The organism is Phyllobacterium sp. CL33Tsu (genome assembly GCF_900113985.1).
Classification (GTDB): Bacteria; Pseudomonadota; Alphaproteobacteria; order Rhizobiales; family Rhizobiaceae; genus Phyllobacterium; species Phyllobacterium pellucidum.
Map to the genome: position 1 here is coordinate 50,129 of NZ_FORJ01000008.1, position 17,295 is coordinate 67,423.

General features: G+C 58.3%; 14 protein-coding genes. 4 read left to right on the top strand and 10 right to left on the bottom strand.

The features are described 5' to 3' along the window. Window positions 1–102 precede the first annotated feature (102 nt). On the top strand, window positions 103–585 hold the full coding sequence (locus tag BM074_RS20905) for a class I SAM-dependent methyltransferase (protein ID WP_091925026.1): 483 nt from the start codon (window positions 103–105) through the stop codon (window positions 583–585). On the opposite strand, the gene BM074_RS20910 is transcribed toward BM074_RS20905, so the two are convergent. Continuing rightward, window positions 538–1,374 carry an FkbM family methyltransferase gene (locus BM074_RS20910; RefSeq protein ID WP_348271673.1) on the bottom strand — a complete coding sequence of 279 codons (837 nt, stop codon included), beginning with the start codon at window positions 1,372–1,374 and terminating at the stop codon, window positions 538–540. The two genes, BM074_RS20905 and BM074_RS20910, sit on opposite strands and share 48 nt — an antisense overlap. A gap of 77 nt (window positions 1,375–1,451) precedes the next feature. Then, window positions 1,452–3,155, bottom strand: a complete 1,704-nt coding sequence (locus tag BM074_RS20915; RefSeq protein ID WP_244533028.1) for an adenylate/guanylate cyclase domain-containing protein — start codon at window positions 3,153–3,155, stop codon at window positions 1,452–1,454. A 237-nt stretch (window positions 3,156–3,392) separates the two neighbouring features. Here BM074_RS20915 and BM074_RS20920 point away from each other — a divergent pair, with 237 nt between their 5' ends. Together BM074_RS20920 and BM074_RS20925 are read left to right on the top strand one after the other, a co-directional pair. Beyond that, on the top strand, window positions 3,393–4,487 hold the full coding sequence (locus tag BM074_RS20920) for a glycosyltransferase family 4 protein (protein ID WP_091925283.1): 1,095 nt from the start codon (window positions 3,393–3,395) through the stop codon (window positions 4,485–4,487). Beyond that, entirely contained in the window at window positions 4,477–5,238 is a 762-nt protein-coding gene (locus BM074_RS20925) for a polysaccharide deacetylase family protein (RefSeq protein WP_091925031.1), read from the top strand. The genes BM074_RS20920 and BM074_RS20925 overlap by 11 nt, the downstream gene beginning before the upstream one ends. A 1-nt stretch (window position 5,239) precedes the next feature. On the opposite strand, the gene BM074_RS20930 is transcribed toward BM074_RS20925, so the two are convergent. Further along, window positions 5,240–6,070: an MBL fold metallo-hydrolase gene (locus BM074_RS20930; protein ID WP_091925286.1), complete on the bottom strand. Its 831-nt coding sequence runs from the start codon at window positions 6,068–6,070 to the stop codon at window positions 5,240–5,242. A 214-nt stretch (window positions 6,071–6,284) separates the two neighbouring features. On the opposite strand from BM074_RS20930, the gene BM074_RS20935 reads away from it, so the two are divergent. After that, window positions 6,285–8,057, top strand: coding sequence for a metallophosphoesterase family protein (locus tag BM074_RS20935; RefSeq protein ID WP_091925034.1), 1,773 nt, complete (start codon window positions 6,285–6,287; stop codon window positions 8,055–8,057). A gap of 15 nt (window positions 8,058–8,072) precedes the next feature. On the opposite strand, the gene BM074_RS20940 is transcribed toward BM074_RS20935, so the two are convergent. From BM074_RS20940 to BM074_RS20970, 7 genes are all read right to left on the bottom strand, one after another. Then, on the bottom strand, window positions 8,073–8,537 hold the full coding sequence (locus BM074_RS20940) for a cyclic nucleotide-binding domain-containing protein (RefSeq protein WP_091925037.1): 465 nt from the start codon (window positions 8,535–8,537) through the stop codon (window positions 8,073–8,075). A gap of 57 nt (window positions 8,538–8,594) precedes the next feature. Continuing rightward, window positions 8,595–11,309 (bottom strand): ABC transporter transmembrane domain-containing protein, encoded by a 2,715-nt coding sequence (locus BM074_RS20945; protein WP_027233113.1) that lies wholly within the window; start codon window positions 11,307–11,309, stop codon window positions 8,595–8,597. A 144-nt stretch (window positions 11,310–11,453) separates the two neighbouring features. Next, on the bottom strand, window positions 11,454–12,599 hold the full coding sequence (locus BM074_RS20950) for a glycosyltransferase family protein (RefSeq protein WP_091925041.1): 1,146 nt from the start codon (window positions 12,597–12,599) through the stop codon (window positions 11,454–11,456). Continuing rightward, complete coding sequence (locus tag BM074_RS20955) at window positions 12,596–13,849, bottom strand: glycosyltransferase family 4 protein (RefSeq protein ID WP_036815173.1); 1,254 nt, start codon at window positions 13,847–13,849, stop codon at window positions 12,596–12,598. Before BM074_RS20955 ends, BM074_RS20950 begins: the two co-directional genes overlap by 4 nt. Before the next feature lie 7 nt (window positions 13,850–13,856). Further along, on the bottom strand, window positions 13,857–15,062 hold the full coding sequence (locus BM074_RS20960) for a glycosyltransferase family protein (protein WP_091925044.1): 1,206 nt from the start codon (window positions 15,060–15,062) through the stop codon (window positions 13,857–13,859). Window positions 15,063–15,121: 59 nt separating this feature from the next. After that, a complete protein-coding gene (locus BM074_RS20965) occupies window positions 15,122–16,297 on the bottom strand; it encodes an ABC transporter permease (protein WP_027233109.1) in 1,176 nt (391 codons plus the stop codon). After that, window positions 16,294–17,292: an ABC transporter permease gene (locus BM074_RS20970; RefSeq protein WP_027233108.1), complete on the bottom strand. Its 999-nt coding sequence runs from the start codon at window positions 17,290–17,292 to the stop codon at window positions 16,294–16,296. Before BM074_RS20970 ends, BM074_RS20965 begins: the two co-directional genes overlap by 4 nt. Window positions 17,293–17,295 lie beyond the last annotated feature (3 nt).

A 17,295-nucleotide genomic window follows, 5' to 3' on the forward strand; every position in this document is an offset into this window, starting at 1 on the left:
GAGGGAGACATCGATCATATCCGAAAGGCGATCCGTACAGGTCGACCCAATGGGGCGAACATGTTAAGCGGGTCAACGATATGATTGAGAACGGAGGCATTCATGAGCCGGCTTGACAGCTTCATTCACCGCTTGACCGCGCAACGCGATATTCTCAACGATATTCACGAGACGGTGGACGAAATTGAAGGGCTGGTGCTTGAACTCGGACTTGGAAACGGCCGGACATTCGATCATCTCCGCGCGTTGTTTCCAGACAAACGCATCATCGCGTTCGACCGGGCGGTCGGCTCGCACAAGACGTCGACGCCCGCGCCCGAAAACATCGTCCTTGGCGAAATTCGCGAAACCGCCCAGACCTTCGTCGGCGTCGGCGCCGCGCTCGTCCATGTTGATATAGGCACCGGCTATGACGACAAGGATGCGATCACACTCACCTGGTTGCCGCAACTCGCTGCTGGCCTGCTTCGTCCGCAAGGCCTTGTCGTGAGCGGTCTCGAACTGCTTCACCCGCAACTTGAAGCATTGCCCATTTGCTCAAGCGTCCCGGTCGGCCGTTACTTCCTTTATCGCCGCATCGAATAACAGCAGGTCGAATTGCCGTTCATTGACAGGGATCGCGGCGACCTTCGAGGCCTCAATGCTTTCCTCACGGAAAATCAGGCAATCCTCGTAGAATTTGGCCAGATATTTGACAAAGTCAGCAGCTCGTCCCTGGCCGTAGAAGGCCGGCGAAAATTCAAGGTAGACGGGGACACGCCGCGCGAGAAGCACTTCCATTGATCGGCAAGCCTGCGGTTCGTAGCCCTCTATGTCCATCCAGACCAGACCAATTTCCTCGCACCTCACCTGTGCTTCCTGCAGGATCGCTTCGACAGGCTTGACGGCGACAACGATGCAATGATCCTTGCTGCTTTGCCGGATCATGCTGCTTTTGCCGTGATTGTCGCGGTGCTGGAAAAAATCGATCTGACCGTCCGTGTCGCCCGCAGCGCAATTGAGGAGCGTAACACTGTCCGTCAGCCTGTTCTGTTCGATGTTGAGTTGGAGGAGTTCGAAATTGCGCGGATCGGGCTCAACGCTGACGATGTGCCTGAATGTTTTGCTTAAGGCGAAATAGACAGTTTGGGTGCCGATATTGCCGCCAAGTTCCAACAGCGTGGTTTGGGGCCCGAGCAAGCGTTGGTCGCGGAGAATGCCAAGCAGGCGATCGACGTGGTCGCGGTCGAAATTGCCTTTGCGGAAGACTTTCCTGCCGATGTAGTCGGACGGGGAAAAGCTCATGACGTGGTCGCCGCAATCCACTGTCATGGTAAGGACACGCGGTCCAATTCCGTGAATAAGGACTTCGCGACCTAGCCGCGTATTGAACATTCGCCGGGCTACTCGATCCCGAAGTCTGCACCAGTGCCTGCCAAATGGCTTGTTAGCGAACATGTATGCCGTCCCGATTATGCAAAACGCACGGTCAATTCCTGAGGGATGATGTAGACACGAAGCGGTTCGACACGGCCCCGAATGGCAATCTCACGGCTTTCAAGCGTTTCGGTATCGGACCCGGCGAGACGGATGGTCGGCTCGGAGACGACAATGGTCGCATCGAGCTCCTTCGCGATCGTCTCAAGCCTGCTCGCGACATTGACGGTATCGCCGATCGCCGTAAGGTTCTTCACCGTTCCGTAGCCCATGGCACCGATAATCGCGGGCCCGGCGTGAACGCCGATGGCGACACGTATCGGCATCGACAGTTCTCCAGCAAGTTCCTCATTCAGCCGTTCCATCTCATGCGTGATCGTCGCCGCCGCCTTCAGCGCATTCCGGCAACCCTCCTCCGCCGAGCCGTTCAAGCCGAACAGCGCCATGGCACCGTCGCCGATAAACTTGTCCAGACGGCCACCCGACCGCTCGACAGCCTGCCCGACAATGGCGAAATAGCGATTGAGGAGGAAGACAATGTCGTATGGAAGGCGCGCCTCCGTCAGCATGGTAAAACTGCGGATATCACAGAAGAGGATTGCAATTTCCTGCTCGCGTCCAGGATTGGTTTGCTGGCTTCCGACGGGCACGATGCCCTCGTTTGACGGCTGCAGGAGAGGGACGACACTGATGTCGCCAGAGGGGCGCAATTGACAGGCCAGCCGCACGCCGGGTTCTGCGCCGATACGCTTCAACGTCGCAAGTTCAGTGGATTCGGGCTGCGGAAGCTTTGATACACCCTCAATGACCTGAACCCGGCAGGTGGAACATCGCCCCTTGCCACCGCAGACTGCATAATGCGGTATTCCGCCAAGGCGGCTTGCTTCGAGAACGCTGAATCCACGCGGAACCCGCACCGTTTCACCGCCCGGATAGCGAACCTCGATCTGGTCGATGCGCTCCCGCAAGCTTCGGCGTGTGCGCAAGCCGATAACGCTGAGCAGCGTTGCGGCGAAAGCACCGTAGAGCGTGTATTTGACGGTCTGAACGTCTTCAAGCCTCGCTTCGCGAAGGTGCCTTGCAGGCGCCGGTTCCACGGCCCGGCCGTAACTTGACTGAATTGGCTCGCTTTCGAGAACGCGGCCCGTATCGGCAAATCCAAGCAGTGCAAGAACAGGAAGCAGGATGGCAACGGTCAGAAGGTACGGCGCAGCCTTGTTGTACCAGGAGCGATAACGCAGCCAGAAGTGGACGCCGATACAGGCATGGGTCCAGACTATGAAGAGGGCAATGCTTTGCCGCAGGCCATTGGCTGGCGAGTCGATCCACAATCCACGAATGACGCTTTCGTAGGTCGGCTCAATTCCCGCGAGATCGAAGCGGATGCGTGTCGCCGCCACGTGTTCAATGATGAAGAGAGGGATGAGCAATCCAAGCACGATCTGCAGCGCTTCGCGCGCGGGCATTACCAGGGTGCGGTGCTGATAGAGCGAACGCATGACCAGCGCCACGTGGACGACAACCGCTCCATAGAGCAGCACCGTGCCAGGCGGGCTGCGCCAGATGGCAATGAACCACAGACGACCCTCTTCCGCAGCACTGAGCGAAATGAGGTTGAGTGCGTGGTTGGCGAGATGGAGTGATACGAAGACAAGCATGATCAAGCCGGAGGCCAGCCTTGTCCGGCGCAAGGATCGTTCTGAAATGCCGGTCGGCTTGGTCGTGGCGGCTGCTGTCATAAACACCTGATTTTCCTCGACCAGTCTATGCGAAGCCCGGCCCTTTGGCGAGACGGGCTGTATAACTCAAACGCAAGCTTGGTGGTCTACAACAATGGCTTTTTGAATATTCCAGACCGCGCAAACCATCAAAATATCGTTAGCAACATCCGAAGCAATTGGCGCCGCGCTGGAAATCGTGCCATGCAGATTCCATCAGGGTGGCAGTTGCTGCCGACAGAAGGTCAATCATTGCTCATGCGCATAGCCTTCTATGCACCATTGAAATCGCCCAACCATCCGGTCCCGTCGGGTGACCGTCAGATGGCGCGGCTATTGATCGCTGCTTTGGAGCTTGCCGGCCATAGCGTCGATCTGGCATCGGAGTTGCGGAGTTTTACCGCCACTCCCGAGGATAGCAGGCGCGGGGAGATAGCAGCCGCAGCGGCGCAGGAGGTAGAGCGGCTTGCCCGCCGGTCGGAGCAGAGGCCGGATGTCTGGCTCTCCTACCATCCATATTATAAGGCGCCGGACCTCATCGGCCCTCGAGTGGCTGCCGCGTTGAACATACCCTATGTCACGGCGGAGGCCTCCTTTTCGCATCGGCGCGACAAGAGCGGATGGGCAGCCCTGCAATCGCTCGTGGCGGACGCCGTGCGGCAGGCGGACGTCAATCTCTGCTTTACCGAGCGGGACCGGCAGGGTCTTGCGGCGGCGATCCCCGAGGCGCGGCTCGAACGTCTGTTTCCATTCATCGATGTCGCGCCCTTCAAGATGTCAAAAGCGCAAAGAGAGCCGCGAAAGCTGATGACAATCGCCATGATGCGCAGCGGCGACAAGCTAGAGAGCTATAGAATATTGGCGGACGCCCTGATGGCGATCGAGGACGAGCACTGGACATTGACGATCATCGGTGACGGACCGGCGGCCTCCGAGACAAGGGCGCTTTTCTCGAAGTTCAAGCCTGAACGCATCGAATGGCTTGGAGAACAGTCTCCAGCCGTCATCCGGAGCGTCCTGCAACAGGCGTCCGTCTACGTTTGGCCGGGTGTCGGCGAAGCCTATGGGATCGCCTACATGGAAGCGCAGGCAGCAGGGGTGCCAGTCGTGGCGCAAGCCGTAGCAGGTGTTCCCGAAGTCGTAAAAGATGGTGAGACCGGCATCCTCACTCCGGCCGGTGACACCCAGGCATATGCCCGGGCCATCGCCACATTGCTTGACGATGAGGCAAGGCGCACACGTATGGGCTCGGAGGCACACCGCTTCATTGCGCAAGAGCGTTCCCATGAAGGTGCGTCGGTGCGGCTTGATCAAATTTTGCGACAATATCTGGGACAGCATAATGGGAATTGATGCGACCTGGCAGCCTCTGCAGGCCGAATTACAGCGCTGGTTCGACGCCGGGCGCCAGGCGCAATTCTGGCTGCGCGATGACGATGCGGTCAAACCAACATCCGCATTGGAGCGGCTGCTTGAGCTCAGCAACAAGAATGACGTGCCAATGACCTTGGCGGTGGTCCCTGCTCATGCCGAGGCGACGCTTGCCGAGCGATTGACCGATGAACAGCGCATTCTTGTCGCCGTCCATGGCTGGTCGCACCAGAATCACGCCCCGATCACCGAGAAGAAGCAGGAACTCGGCTCGCATAGACCGCGCCAAATGGTCCTCGGCGAAATCGGCGAAGGTGTCGCGCGTATTCGCACGCTGTTCCCGCAGCGCTTCGTGCCGGTGCTGGTGCCACCCTGGAATCGCATCGACCAAGGATTGATTGCCGAGTTGCCTCGACTTGGATTTGACGCGCTTTCCGTTTTCGGCCCTGCCAAGGCGAAGCAGACGGCATTCATTCCCGTCGTCAACACCCATGTCGATCTCATGGACTGGCATGGAACGCGCGGTGGCCGCAATCATGAGGAACTGGTTGCCGCTATCGTCAAGGAACTTCAGAGCAGATTTGACGGCCTGGGCGAGCCCATCGGAATTCTGACCCACCACCTTGTCCATGACGAAGCGGCCTGGCAGTTCCTGCATAAGCTCTTTGCGATCATCGCGGCAGCGCCGAATGCCCGCTGGGCCGCGCTCGGCGAGCTCATTCAGGGTCGATGATCTACAGATCGATCTCCTGAAAATCGCGCGCGGAAAACGCACCCGGAAAGTGCTCCCTTGCCAGATGTTCGAACTCATCGAGTTCGTCATCTGTGCGCGACGGCGCATGGTGAAACAATGCAAACCTCTTCACGTTTGCTGCCTTCGCAAGAAGGACGCCATGCTGCCAGGTTGAATGTCCATAGCCAAACCGGCGCGGCATTTCATCTTCCGTATAGGTGCAATCATAGACGACAAGATCGGCGCCCTTGATAAGCCGCATCACCTCGGGGTCAAACTTCCCGGCCTCGTGCTCGGTGTCGTAGATCAATGCCAGCACTTTGCCTGCCCATTCGATGCGATAGCCGATGCAGCCGCCCGGATGATTGAGACTACCCGTCTCGATCCTTACACCCTCAAACGGCTCCAGCACGTCGCCGGAACGGAAATCGCGAAAGCCCAGACATGCCTTGCAGATTTCCGGCTCGACAGGAAACCAGGGCGGACGCATGAATTGCTTGACGATCTCGCGCGTCGACATGACGCCGGCAAGATGGCCCGACCAGATGCGCACATTCATCATTGGATTGTAGAGCGGCGCAAAATAGGGCAGGCCGATGATATGATCGTAGTGGCAGTGGGTGAAGATGATATCCAGCTCATCGGCGCCTTCCCGCGTCAGAGCTTCCCCTGCCTGCCGCACGCCCGATCCGGCGTCGAAAATCAGCCTGTGCTTGCCGCACTGAACTTCAATGCACGCGGTGTTTCCACCGTACCGCTCGAACTCGGGTCCCGAAACGGCGACGCTGCCACGCGTCCCCCAGAATTTTACCCGAAACACTTCGTCGTTCATTCCGATTTTTACACCCAATCCCCCGCGCCTGTCGGGTATCGTAGCCAAACCGCTTTCCTAATGCGAGCGTTGGCTTTCGAATTAGTTGCCATGGGCGCAATAAACACCCAAAACACAACGTATATAAGCGATAGTCATACGCTTTTTAAGCTTCATGACAATTGTCGATACAAATGTATAAGTTTGCGTATCTTTCCACCGGAATGCTTCGTTCATGTCGTCTTCGCAATTCCCGCCCATTGCTATCATCGCGGATGCACATTTTCACGATCTCTACGGCGATTATGATTTCAGCGGCATCGATGTTGCCGGGCGCAACATGTCCGCGCGGCGGCTGACCGACACCGTAAGGTCGACCCGTGTCTTCAACGAAAGCTATCGCGCCTTGCGCGCGGCCCTGGACACGGTGATCGAGCGCGGCATGAAGCATGTTGTGCTGCTCGGCGACTATTCGGACGACGGGCAGGCGGCGACCATACGCGCCCTGCGCGAGGTTCTTGATGGATATACGCGCGATCACGGGCTTAATTTCATCGCAACTCCTGGAAATCACGATATTTTCGGCCCCACCGGACGCCACCATGCCAAGCGCCTTCTCAATCCGGACGGCACCTATACGATTGTTGCCAGCGACGGTGACTTCGTCGACGATGATGCGGACGGCGTGGTGACGACGGACAAAATGTATTGCTCCGGCTATCCGGCCGGGCTGAGCGCGCTGCCCGATCTCGGCTTCTTTCGAAAGGCATCCGACCTGCACTGGGAAACACCGTTCGGGACCGACGACCGACCCGAGAGGCGGCTTTACGCGGTGCGCTCGAATGATGGCCGCAACGAATACCGCTTGATGGATGCTTCCTATCTGGTTGAGCCAGAGCCGGGCGTTTGGCTGCTGATGATCGACGCAAACGTATTTGAGCCGCGCAATGGCGAGTTCGTCGAGGGCCATGCAGGCGCGTTTGTCGATAGCACCAATGCCGGCTGGAATGCCATGCTCAAGCACAAGGCGTTCATCCTCGATTGGGCGAAAGACGTCGCTGCAAGGGCGAGGCTCAACGGCAAGACGTTGCTTGCCTTCTCGCATTATCCGGCGCTCGACATGCTCGACGATACGATGGATGACGAGCTTGCAGTGATCGGCAGAACGAGTTCGATTGAACGCATACCCTCCCGCGCCGTTGCGGATGCGCTCATCGATGCAGGCATCCACATCCACTTCAGCGGCCACCTGCATGTCAACGATACGGCACGCGCGGATCGGGATGACACATTTCTTATCAACATCGGCGTACCATCGCTTGTCGCATTTCCCCCGGTCTTCAAGATCATCACGTTTGGCGAGGACAGCCTCAAGGTCGAAACCGTGGCGCTCGATAAAGTGCCCATCGATCCGCTCCTGATCGAGCAATACCGTGTCGAGATTGGCGTAACGGGTAAAAAGGTCGGCCAAATACTCGATGCACCCGATTACGGTACCTTCATTGCGGAACACGTCGATCAACTCGTCGTCCACCGCTACCTGCGGAGGGAATGGCCGAAGGATCTAGCTAGGGTCCTTGCGCAGATTAATCTGGGGGACCTGGCCGTACTCGGCCATCACCATCAGGCGGTCGCACTTGCCGACGCCACCGTTCTGCTTCACGCCGAACGCGGCCGCGACGAGTCCATGGAGCGGATACGAAGCGCATTGCGAGCCGCGGGGCTTACTCTCGATGAACTCGACGCCATAACGTGCCTGAAACTACTCGGGGACTGGTACAAACTGCGGCTTGGCAGCGAATTGGGGCTGGATCGCATTCCAAGCGATAGGATGAGGATGTACCGCTACCTCATGGAGCTTTTTTCCGACCAAAGTTCGGTGAAATCGGGCGAGGCACAGGACACGTTTATGCGGTTGTTTCGCATGATGGGCCGATATCTATCTGGCCATCCATCACGCAATTTCACGATCGATCTCGCAACCGGAAAAATCTGCGAAATCGAATAAGCCTAAGGCCGTGGACTACTTTGCCGTTTGCTTTTGCCTGCTGCGTGCTTCGCTAAGCTCGGTCGTCGTATGGCTGAGACGGTCGGCAAGGACGCGCATGATTTCAATGGTCATTTCCGGATAGTCGCTCAGAAGCTTGAAAAAATGATCCTTGCTGATGCGCAGCGCTTCCAGCGCCGAGTTGGCGCGCACGGTCGCAGTTCGCGATACGTCGCACAGAATGGCGATTTCACCGACGATGGAATCATGTTCGATCTCGGCGACCTTGATCTCGCCGCTCGGGGTCTCCGACAGAATATCGGCGCCGCCGGTCAGGATGACATAGGCGGCGTCGGCTGGATCCCCTTGGCGAAAAAGGGTCTGCCCGGCCTTGTAGCTCACGCGGTCGGAGGTGAAGGCCAGCAGCTTGAGTTTGGCAGGGGCAACACCCGAAAACAGCGGCACCCGCCGTAGCATTTCGACTTCGTCTTTCAGCAACATGAACGTACACTGCCCCCTTTTTAGGTCTTCCACTTCGCCCCTTGGTTCCGTGGTATTCTACGATACCAGCTCCTTGAATATACCGTTTTTCTCAAGAAGAGTCGCGTGCGTTCCCTCTTCGACCAGCGTGCCCTTGTCGAACACGATGACACGGTCAAAGAGGTTTGCAAGCGCCGAATTCGACAGCACCCAGACGATGGCTGGCGGGCGTCCTTCCTTGTGAAGGTCCTCCATGATCTTGTGGGTTATCTGATCCTGAACGCGCTGGTCGAGTGCCGGAAGCGGGCGATTGAAGATCACATAGTCCGCGCGCTTCAACAGGGCACGGGCGACGTTGAGCTTCTGCCGCTGCACATTTGTGATGCGTTTGCCGCCCGAACCCACATCGAAATCCATGCCGATGGAGAGCACGCTTTCGAAAAGGCTGAGCTTGTCGAACAAATCGCGAAGGATGGCGCGGATGCGGTCCGTCCCATCTGCTTGCGTAACCCCAACCCTGCCAAACAAAACGTTGTCCATGAGTGTCGCCGAGGCGATGAATTTCTCCGGGTCGTAGCGCTCGATGACGGCTTTGAGATCCTCCGGCATATCGCGATGGAACCGACCGCGCGCTTCGACGATCTTGGCCATCAATTCATCATTCAAGAGACCGAAACGGTGCCGCGGCTCGATATAGGAGAAGCTCAAGCGGATAATGCTGGTGCGTTCATCCGAGGAGGCGGCATCGATGTCGCGGCCCTTCAGTTTTTGCAGGAGCTGCTGATAGCCTGGAATATCGTCGGCGGTCATGAAAGTGAGCTGCTGGAAGAACGGATGGTCGGGGGGCAGATCCTGGAAGAGTTCGACTGCGTTCTCGGCAATCTCGAGACCCATTGCGTAAAGGTCATCGAGCAGGCCGGTCTCGCGCATAACCGAACGGAAATAGGGATTCGCCGCAAGCTTTCGATTGGTCATCATCGGCCGCTTCATCGACCCGAACAGGAAGTTCTCGCCGACTGTCGCCTGTGGATTGTAGGCATCGAGCTTGAACGGCACGACCAGGTCGTCGAGATCCTCTTTTTTCAGGCGCTCGCGCAGCGCTTCGCGCAACTCGACGATACGGCTCGTCAAATCGCCATGGGCGGCGGTATTGACGCGCGAATTCAGCGCCATGTCGAGGATGTCCTGCGAAATCAGCACGGCATCGAGCACCGGCCGCAAGACGTCAAAGAGATCCTGGGGCCCTGTCACCCCGGCCGAAGCATAATCGACCCAGTCGCTGTTTACGTCGAGCTCGGGATTACCGGCCTTGCGGGCCTCGATGATGTTCCATTTGTACTGATCCGCAAGCTTGCCCTCATACTCCACCGGGACCATCGGCGCATGCTTCAGGCCATAGAGAAGATTGTCGCGCAAGCTTCCCTGGAAGAAATATGTGTCGGACGAAGCATAGGCGATGCGTCGCCCGGTAATCGCTTCGGGCAGTTCCAGAATATCGCGCCCGTCAATGGTGATGCGGCCCTGATCCGGCCAGACCTGACGGCTGAATGCCTCGGCAAGTGCCTCCGCGCCGCTGCTGCTGTTGCCGACGATGGCAACGGTCTCGCCAGGCATGATTTCCAGCGAGACATGCCGCAGGAGCGGCGCGCCTGCATCGTCTGACACGGTTAGATTCACTGCATGGAGCGAATGTTCGAGGGGACTGATGGGATCGGTCGACAGGGCCTGGATCTTGGGATCGACCAGGCGCTCGACGTTGAACTGTTCGACCACTTGCGCATACTTGACCTGAACGTCCTGCCGCGCCTGATCCCAGTCGATGAGCTCCTTGAGCGGCCCCGGCAGATCCTTGTAGGCGTTGATCACCGCGACGAGCTGACCGATGTCGAGCCGTCCCTGCAGCGCCAGAAAGCCGCCGATGGAATAAAACAGGAAGGGCGTAACCTGCGCGAGGAAGTTGTTGATGAACTTCACCAGGAACTTCCATTGGTAAAGGTCATAGCGGATCGAAAAGATAAGACCGAGACGGGCCGCAATGTCGGCACGCTCGAAATTAGACGTATCGTTGCCGTGAATCGTGCCGATGCCATCGACGATTTCGCCGACGCGCCCCGAAAGCTCGCGCGCGGTCAGCTGGCGTTGGCGGCCAAGTTCGAGCAAACGCTTGCGCATGCGCGGAATGACGACGCCCTGCACGGCGACAATGCCTGCCGCAATCATTCCCAGCCAGAAATTCTGCATGATGATGAAGACCAGCGCCGTGATTGCCTGGCCGCCCAGAAGCGCGGGCTGAACGAAGGCATCGCCGGTAAAGCCGCCCATCGGCTCGACCTCGTCCTTGATCATCGTCGCGATCTCGGCCGACTTCACCCGCTTGAAAGTTGCCGGCGGGAAACGCAGCACCCGGTCGACCAGTTCGAAGCGTATGCGCCGCAACATTCGCTCCCCCAGCCGGCCCTTATAGGTGTTGATGTAAAGCTTGAAGAGACCGTTGATGACGACCAGGAAGAGAAATACCAGGCTGAGGGCCATCAGCATCTGGAAGCGCGTCAGTTGCAGTCCCTCGAAGAACAGGATGTTGCCGATATAGGGAAAGTCATACTCAATGCGCATGAAGGTTTGCGTCGAACCTGGCGTGTCAAACCCCGTTCCCTGAATCGGACCGTTGACGATCTGTTTCGGCAGGTCGAACGACAGGAAGTACGGAATCATTGAAACCGCGACCACGAACAGAATCCACATCTGCTGGAGCCGGGTATGCGACCAGATATAACGGGTTAGGCTTTTTTCCATTGGTAACCGTACGCTGTGAATCCAGCAGGCATTTCAAGAACTGAAACGTTTGAAGTGCACATGGATGAACTCCATGGTTGAATCGTCCTAGCCTACAGCATCCGTTCCGCGAAGGCTATATGACAGGTCGCAAGCGCGATTTGTTTAAATCCCGCGCGCCTCGACGAGTTCCCGCAAGATCTCGGCGGTGCGTTGCGCGCCTTTCAGATCGAGCCCGCCCGCAAGCGGGCGCGGCTTTGCCAGAACCACGTCCAGCGCATTGCCGAGCGTCCCGGCATTCAGCCCCATTTCCGGCACGACGACCGCGCGATCCATGGCCGCGAGCCGCGTTGCACGCAAGCGTTGCTCCGTTTCGCCGCCGGCAGTGAAGGGAACCAGTATCGAGCGGCACCCCGCCTGAAGGATGTCGCAGACGGTGTTGTACCCGGCTTGCGAGATGGAAAGCTCTGCGCGCTTGAGCAAGGCGGGAAAATCCTTGCGAAAGCGAAAAAGGCGGACATGATCAGGCAAGTCCGCTGCAAGTCCGGCGAACTCGGTCTCTGACAGATTGGGGCCGGTGATAAGACACCAGGATCTGTTCGGGTTCGACCGTCGCGCTAAAGCAAGGGCGGCAAGAATAAGGTCAATTCCGACCGCGCCTCCACCGGCAGAAACAACGATGTCGAACACGTCATCCGGTTCCTCGGGGGCCGGTGCGGCGACGAGCCCCGTATAAATGATTTTCTCCTCGATCTCGCCCGCCAGCGGAAAGGTTTCCGGCAGGCTGACGAAGGAGCGATCGCCATGAACGAGTACGTGATCGAAATGCTCTTTAGCGAGTGCCACCGTCTCTTCATCCCGTCCAGGCTTCGCGCGTTCCTGCAAGATGTCGCGGATCGACGCCACGACAATCGGACGCGGGGCCATGGCTTCAATCGCGCCGAGTAGAGGCAGGAGTTCGAAGCGCATCTGGCGGCGGCCGAACGGAAAAGCCTCTGTAATCACGATATCAGGCTGCATCTCGTGGAAAGCTTCCAGCAGAAGGGCGCGGCGGCGGGCGAGAAATTCCTCACCCACCGTGTCACCATTGATGTCGGCAAGGCCCGAAAAACCGGCGCTGGCGGCGACAACGGCGGGAAGGGCGACAGATTTGATCCCTTCTGCGGGAAATCCTGGAACCTTTGTGCCTCCTGTGACGACCAGGACGTCAAAATGGGCGGCAGCGAGCGCCGAAGCTACTCGGCTCGCCCGCGCCAGATGACCGATACCCAGCAAATGCTGAACGTAAAAGAATATGCGTGGTGCAGTCATACCTTCTGCCATTCGCTTTCGAAGAGCCGCGTCAATTGCCGGATACTCGAATCGTGGTCGAAATGTTCGCGCACGCGGGCTTCTGCTGCTTCACCGAGCCGATGCCGCAGGTCTGGATCGCGGATGGCACGCTCGAGCGCGGCCGCCAGCGCTTGCGGATCTTCGGGCGCGACGACAAGACCATTCGCGTCATCCGTCAGCAATTCCGGAACGCCCGAAATATTCGTTGAAACACAGAGGAGATTTTGGCTGGACGCTTCTACCAGAACATTGGGCAGGCCGTCGCGATCGCCGTCTGCTGCTACCCGGCAGGCGAGAGCAAAAACATCAGCGCGGCGATAGTGGTCCAGCACATCCACCTGAGCGAGGGCGCCCTTCCAGTCGATTCGATCTGCGATGCCCAGCCTCGTGGCAAGCGGCTGCAGCCGCGATAGTTCATTGCCCCCACCGATATGCACAAACCGCCAATGAAGGTCGCGCGGCAGAAGCGCCAAGGCCTCCAAAAGCACATCATAACCCTTCTTGGGCACAGCACGGCCGACGCTCAAGATCTGTACCTGGTTGGACGCATCCGATCCGTCGCGTCTTGACCGCTCGGCATCGAAGCGTCCGAACCGCTCCAGATCGAGCCCATGATAGCTCAAATGCACCCGGTCCTTGGCCGGAGCAAGGTCGCGCATATGCTCGAACCCCGAGCGCGTGCACGTCACGCTCCACCGTGCGTCAGCGAGCTTTTCAGTCAGCTCCCAATCGGGCGACGTCCAGATATCCTTCGCATGTGCCGAACAGGACCAGGGCACGCCGGTCATGATGCTGGTATATGCCGTGACGGAGGCCGGCGTATGGATGAAATGGGCATGGAGCCATTCGCCTGCGTCCGGCCATTCATGGGCAAGGACAAGCGCCTGGCCAAGCCGGCGGAAGCGGTTGCGCGAGACATCGCGGCGCAAATCTTTCCAGAATCTTTTTAGGAGTTCGCTGAAGTTCGGCTTGCGCCATCCGGCAACTAGCGCTTGCAATACGCGCAAGGGTTCTTCGTGCAAATACTCAGGTAGGTAGACCACCCGCGCGCGTATTTCGTCATGAATGGGATGGCGCTTCTTGTCGGTCGGCCTTCGCATCGAGATGAGCGTGAGATCGAAGCCGGCGCGCTCCAGTCCAAGCAGTTCCTGAGCGATAAACGTTTCCGAAAGGCGCGGGTAGCCTTTAAGAACGACAAGCGTCTTTCGACGTATCAGAGGCGAATGCATGTAAAAGCTATTCCGCGACGGCCGGGAGCGGCTGCTCGCGCTCGTCGAGCCAGTCGCCGACGATCTCGGAAATATGGACGAGCCCTTCGAGGCGCATGCCCTTGCCGGTCTGCGACGGCGGCGCACGATGCGGCAGGCGCTTCAGCACTTCCGCCAGAAGCTGCGGATTGTCCGCCTGTTCGGGCAGCAGCATCTCGACAAGGCCGAGTTCGGAGGCCCGCCGCGCACGGATGAGCTGCTCGGCGCGCGGTGCTACGCGCGGAACGATAAGCGCCGGCTTGTCGAAGGAGAGGATCTCGCAATAGGTGTTGTAGCCGCCCATGGCGACCACGGCCTTCGCGCCCGCGATCAGTTCTTCCATGCGGTTATCGAACTCGATGACCTGGATCTGCGGTATCTTGCTGCCCTTCTGGACGAGCTTGGCCCTTTGCTTGGCAGGCATATAGGGTCCGAGCACGATGAACGCCTTGTGCTGCAGGGTCGGGTCCTGCTGGTAGGCGTGGATGACATTGTGCACGAGATCGGCGCCGTCACCGCCGCCGCCGGTCGTGACCAATATATAGTCGCCCTCCGGGACATGTGTGGGCGCACTGTCGTTCGAGAGGCTGCGCTGGAGGAAACCGACAAATTTCATCTTGTCGCGCACCGACGCCGGCACATCGAGTTCGACCAGCGGGTCATAAAAGTCCGGCGGACCATAGACCCACACCGTGTCGTAGAACTGGTCGATCTTGCGCATCACATTGTTGTTCTTCCACTCGGCCTCGAGCAGATGCGGTGCATCCATGACCTCGCGCAATCCGAGGACAAGGGTGGTCCCGCGCGATTTAAGGTAAGCGAGCGTTTCTTCGACTTCGCCCTTGAGCCCCATCGGCTCCTTGTCGACGATGAAGATATCCGGCTGGAACGTCTCCGCGGTGTGCCTGATGATCGATTGGCGCATCTTCAAGGTTTCATGCAGATCGATATGCCGCGCAAGCGAGGTATATTCACCGTTGCGCAACTTGATGACGCTCGGCACCTTCACAAAATCGACGCGGGCGCGGTAGTCGAACGCCCCCGCAATAGTGGCGCCAGAGATGATGAGGATGTTAAGCCCGCGATAATCCTCGACAAGCGAATGCGCAATGGTCCTGCAACGGCGCAAGTGGCCGAGTCCGAACGTGTCGTGACTGTACATCAGGATCCGAGCATCTTCGAAACGCCGCATCATGGTCAAAACCCTTTGTTTTGCGGGTTGACCCGCACAGTGCACCCGAACCTGTTGGGCCCTTATCTGTATGGATCGGCGGCATCGCGCAACCCATCTCCCAAGAAATTGAATGCGAGAATGACAAGAATAACCGGAATCATCGGAAACAGCAGCCAGGGATAGAATGCGATCACATTGACACTGCGCGCCTCAGTCAGCAGCACGCCCCAGCTCGTTATGGGCGGCCGCAAGCCAAGTCCGAGAAAACTCAGCGCGGTCTCGCCGAGGATCATCCCGGGAATGGAAATCGTAGCCGTTGCAATTAGATGCGACATGAAACCGGGCACCAGGTGACGCCCGATTATGCGGGCGCTGCTGGCGCCCATCAACTGTGCGGCGAGAACGTAATCCTCCTCGCGCAGCGAAAGCAGCTTGGAGCGTACGGATCGCGCCAGCCCCGTCCAGTCCAGCATGCCGAGAATGAGCGTGATACCGAAATAGATCAGGATCGGACTCCAGCTTACCGGCATGATAGCCGCCAATGCCATCCAAAGCGGCAAGCTAGGCAAAGATTGCAACACTTCGATGACGCGCTGCACCAGGAGATCGAAGACCCCGCCGTGATAGCCGGCAAGCCCGCCGATAACGATGCCGAGGACGAAGCTGATCGTTATGCCGATAAGGCCGATCGTGAGCGATATGCGGGCGCCGTAGATAATGCGCGACAGGACATCGCGGCCAAGACGGTCCGTGCCGAGAAGGAACATCTGCCCGCCCACCGCCGGGCAAACAAGATGGATGTTGCTCTCGATAGCTCCCCAGAACTTATAGCTGTCACCCCGACAAAAGAAGCGGATTGGTTGGACGTCATTGCGGTTATCGGAATAGTTGCGCTTCAGCGTATCCATGTCGAGCGACATCTGGCGCCCGTAAACGAAAGGCCCGACGAAATTGCCGTCGTGGAACAGGCGAACTCGCTGCGGCGGCGAATAAATGAAGTCGACATTACGCGTATGCAGGTTGTACGGCGCCAGGAACTCAGCAATGACGATCATGCCGTAGAGCAGGAGCAGGAATATACCCGAAGCAAGCGCGAGTCTGTGACGCTTGAACTTCCACCACATGAGCTTCCGCTGCGAAGCCAGATGAAGCTTCGCCTGCTCCTCCGTCATCACCTCGATCGACATGGGATCGAACGGCGCCGTCGAAACATAGTGCTGCAGCGGCGCACCGGGAGAGGGGAGCTGTGCCGTCATTTGGTGCTCCTGCCGGCAAGCCGAATTCGCGGGTCGAGAAAGGCAAGAGCGATATCCGATATCAGGACGCCGATGACCGTCAGGAAAGCGAGGAACATCAGGAAGGAGCCGGCAAGGTACATATCCTGGCTTTGCAACGCCTTGATGAGCATGGGACCGGTGGTCTCGAGCGAAAGCACGATGGCCGTGATCTCCGCACCCGAGATGATCGCCGGCAGAATGGATCCGATATCGGAAACGAAGAAGTTGAGCGCCATCCGCAAGGGATATTTGACCAATGTCTTGAACGGGTGAAGCCCCTTGGCGCGCGCCGTCATGACATATTGCTTTTGCAACTCGTCGAGCAGGTTGGCGCGCAGCCGCCGGATCATGCCTGCAGTGCCGGCCGTTCCGACGATGATGACCGGGATCCAAAGATGCGAAAGTATGGACCGGGCCTTCTCCCAGCTCATCGGCTCGTTCAGGAATTTCTGGTCCATCAAATGCCCGATGGACGTGCCGAACCAGATATTGGCGAAATACATCAGGATCAACGCCAGCATGAAATTCGGAATGGCAATGCCAAGGAGGCCAAAAAGGGTCAGTCCGTAGTCGCCCCAGCTATACTGGTGCGTCGCGGAATACATGCCGATCGGAAATGCAATCAGCCACGTAAAAATGATCGTCACGAACGACACGAGTATCGTCAGCCACATACGCTCGCCGACGACTTCGCTGACCGGCAGTTGATACTCGAAGGAGTAACCGAAATCGCCATGGAGCATGCCGCCGAGCCAGTGGAAATAGCGCAGCACAGGCGGCTGGTCGAAACCGTATTGATGGCGCAGTTCCTCGATATCCTGGAGGTTCACCGTTTCGCCCTGTGCCTGCATCTCCGCGATCTGACTGTCGAGGAAGTTGCCGGGCGGCAATTCGATGATGGTGAACACGAGAGCGGATATGATGAGCAGGGTCGGGATCATCGCGGCGATGCGCCACAAGATGTACTTCAACAACAT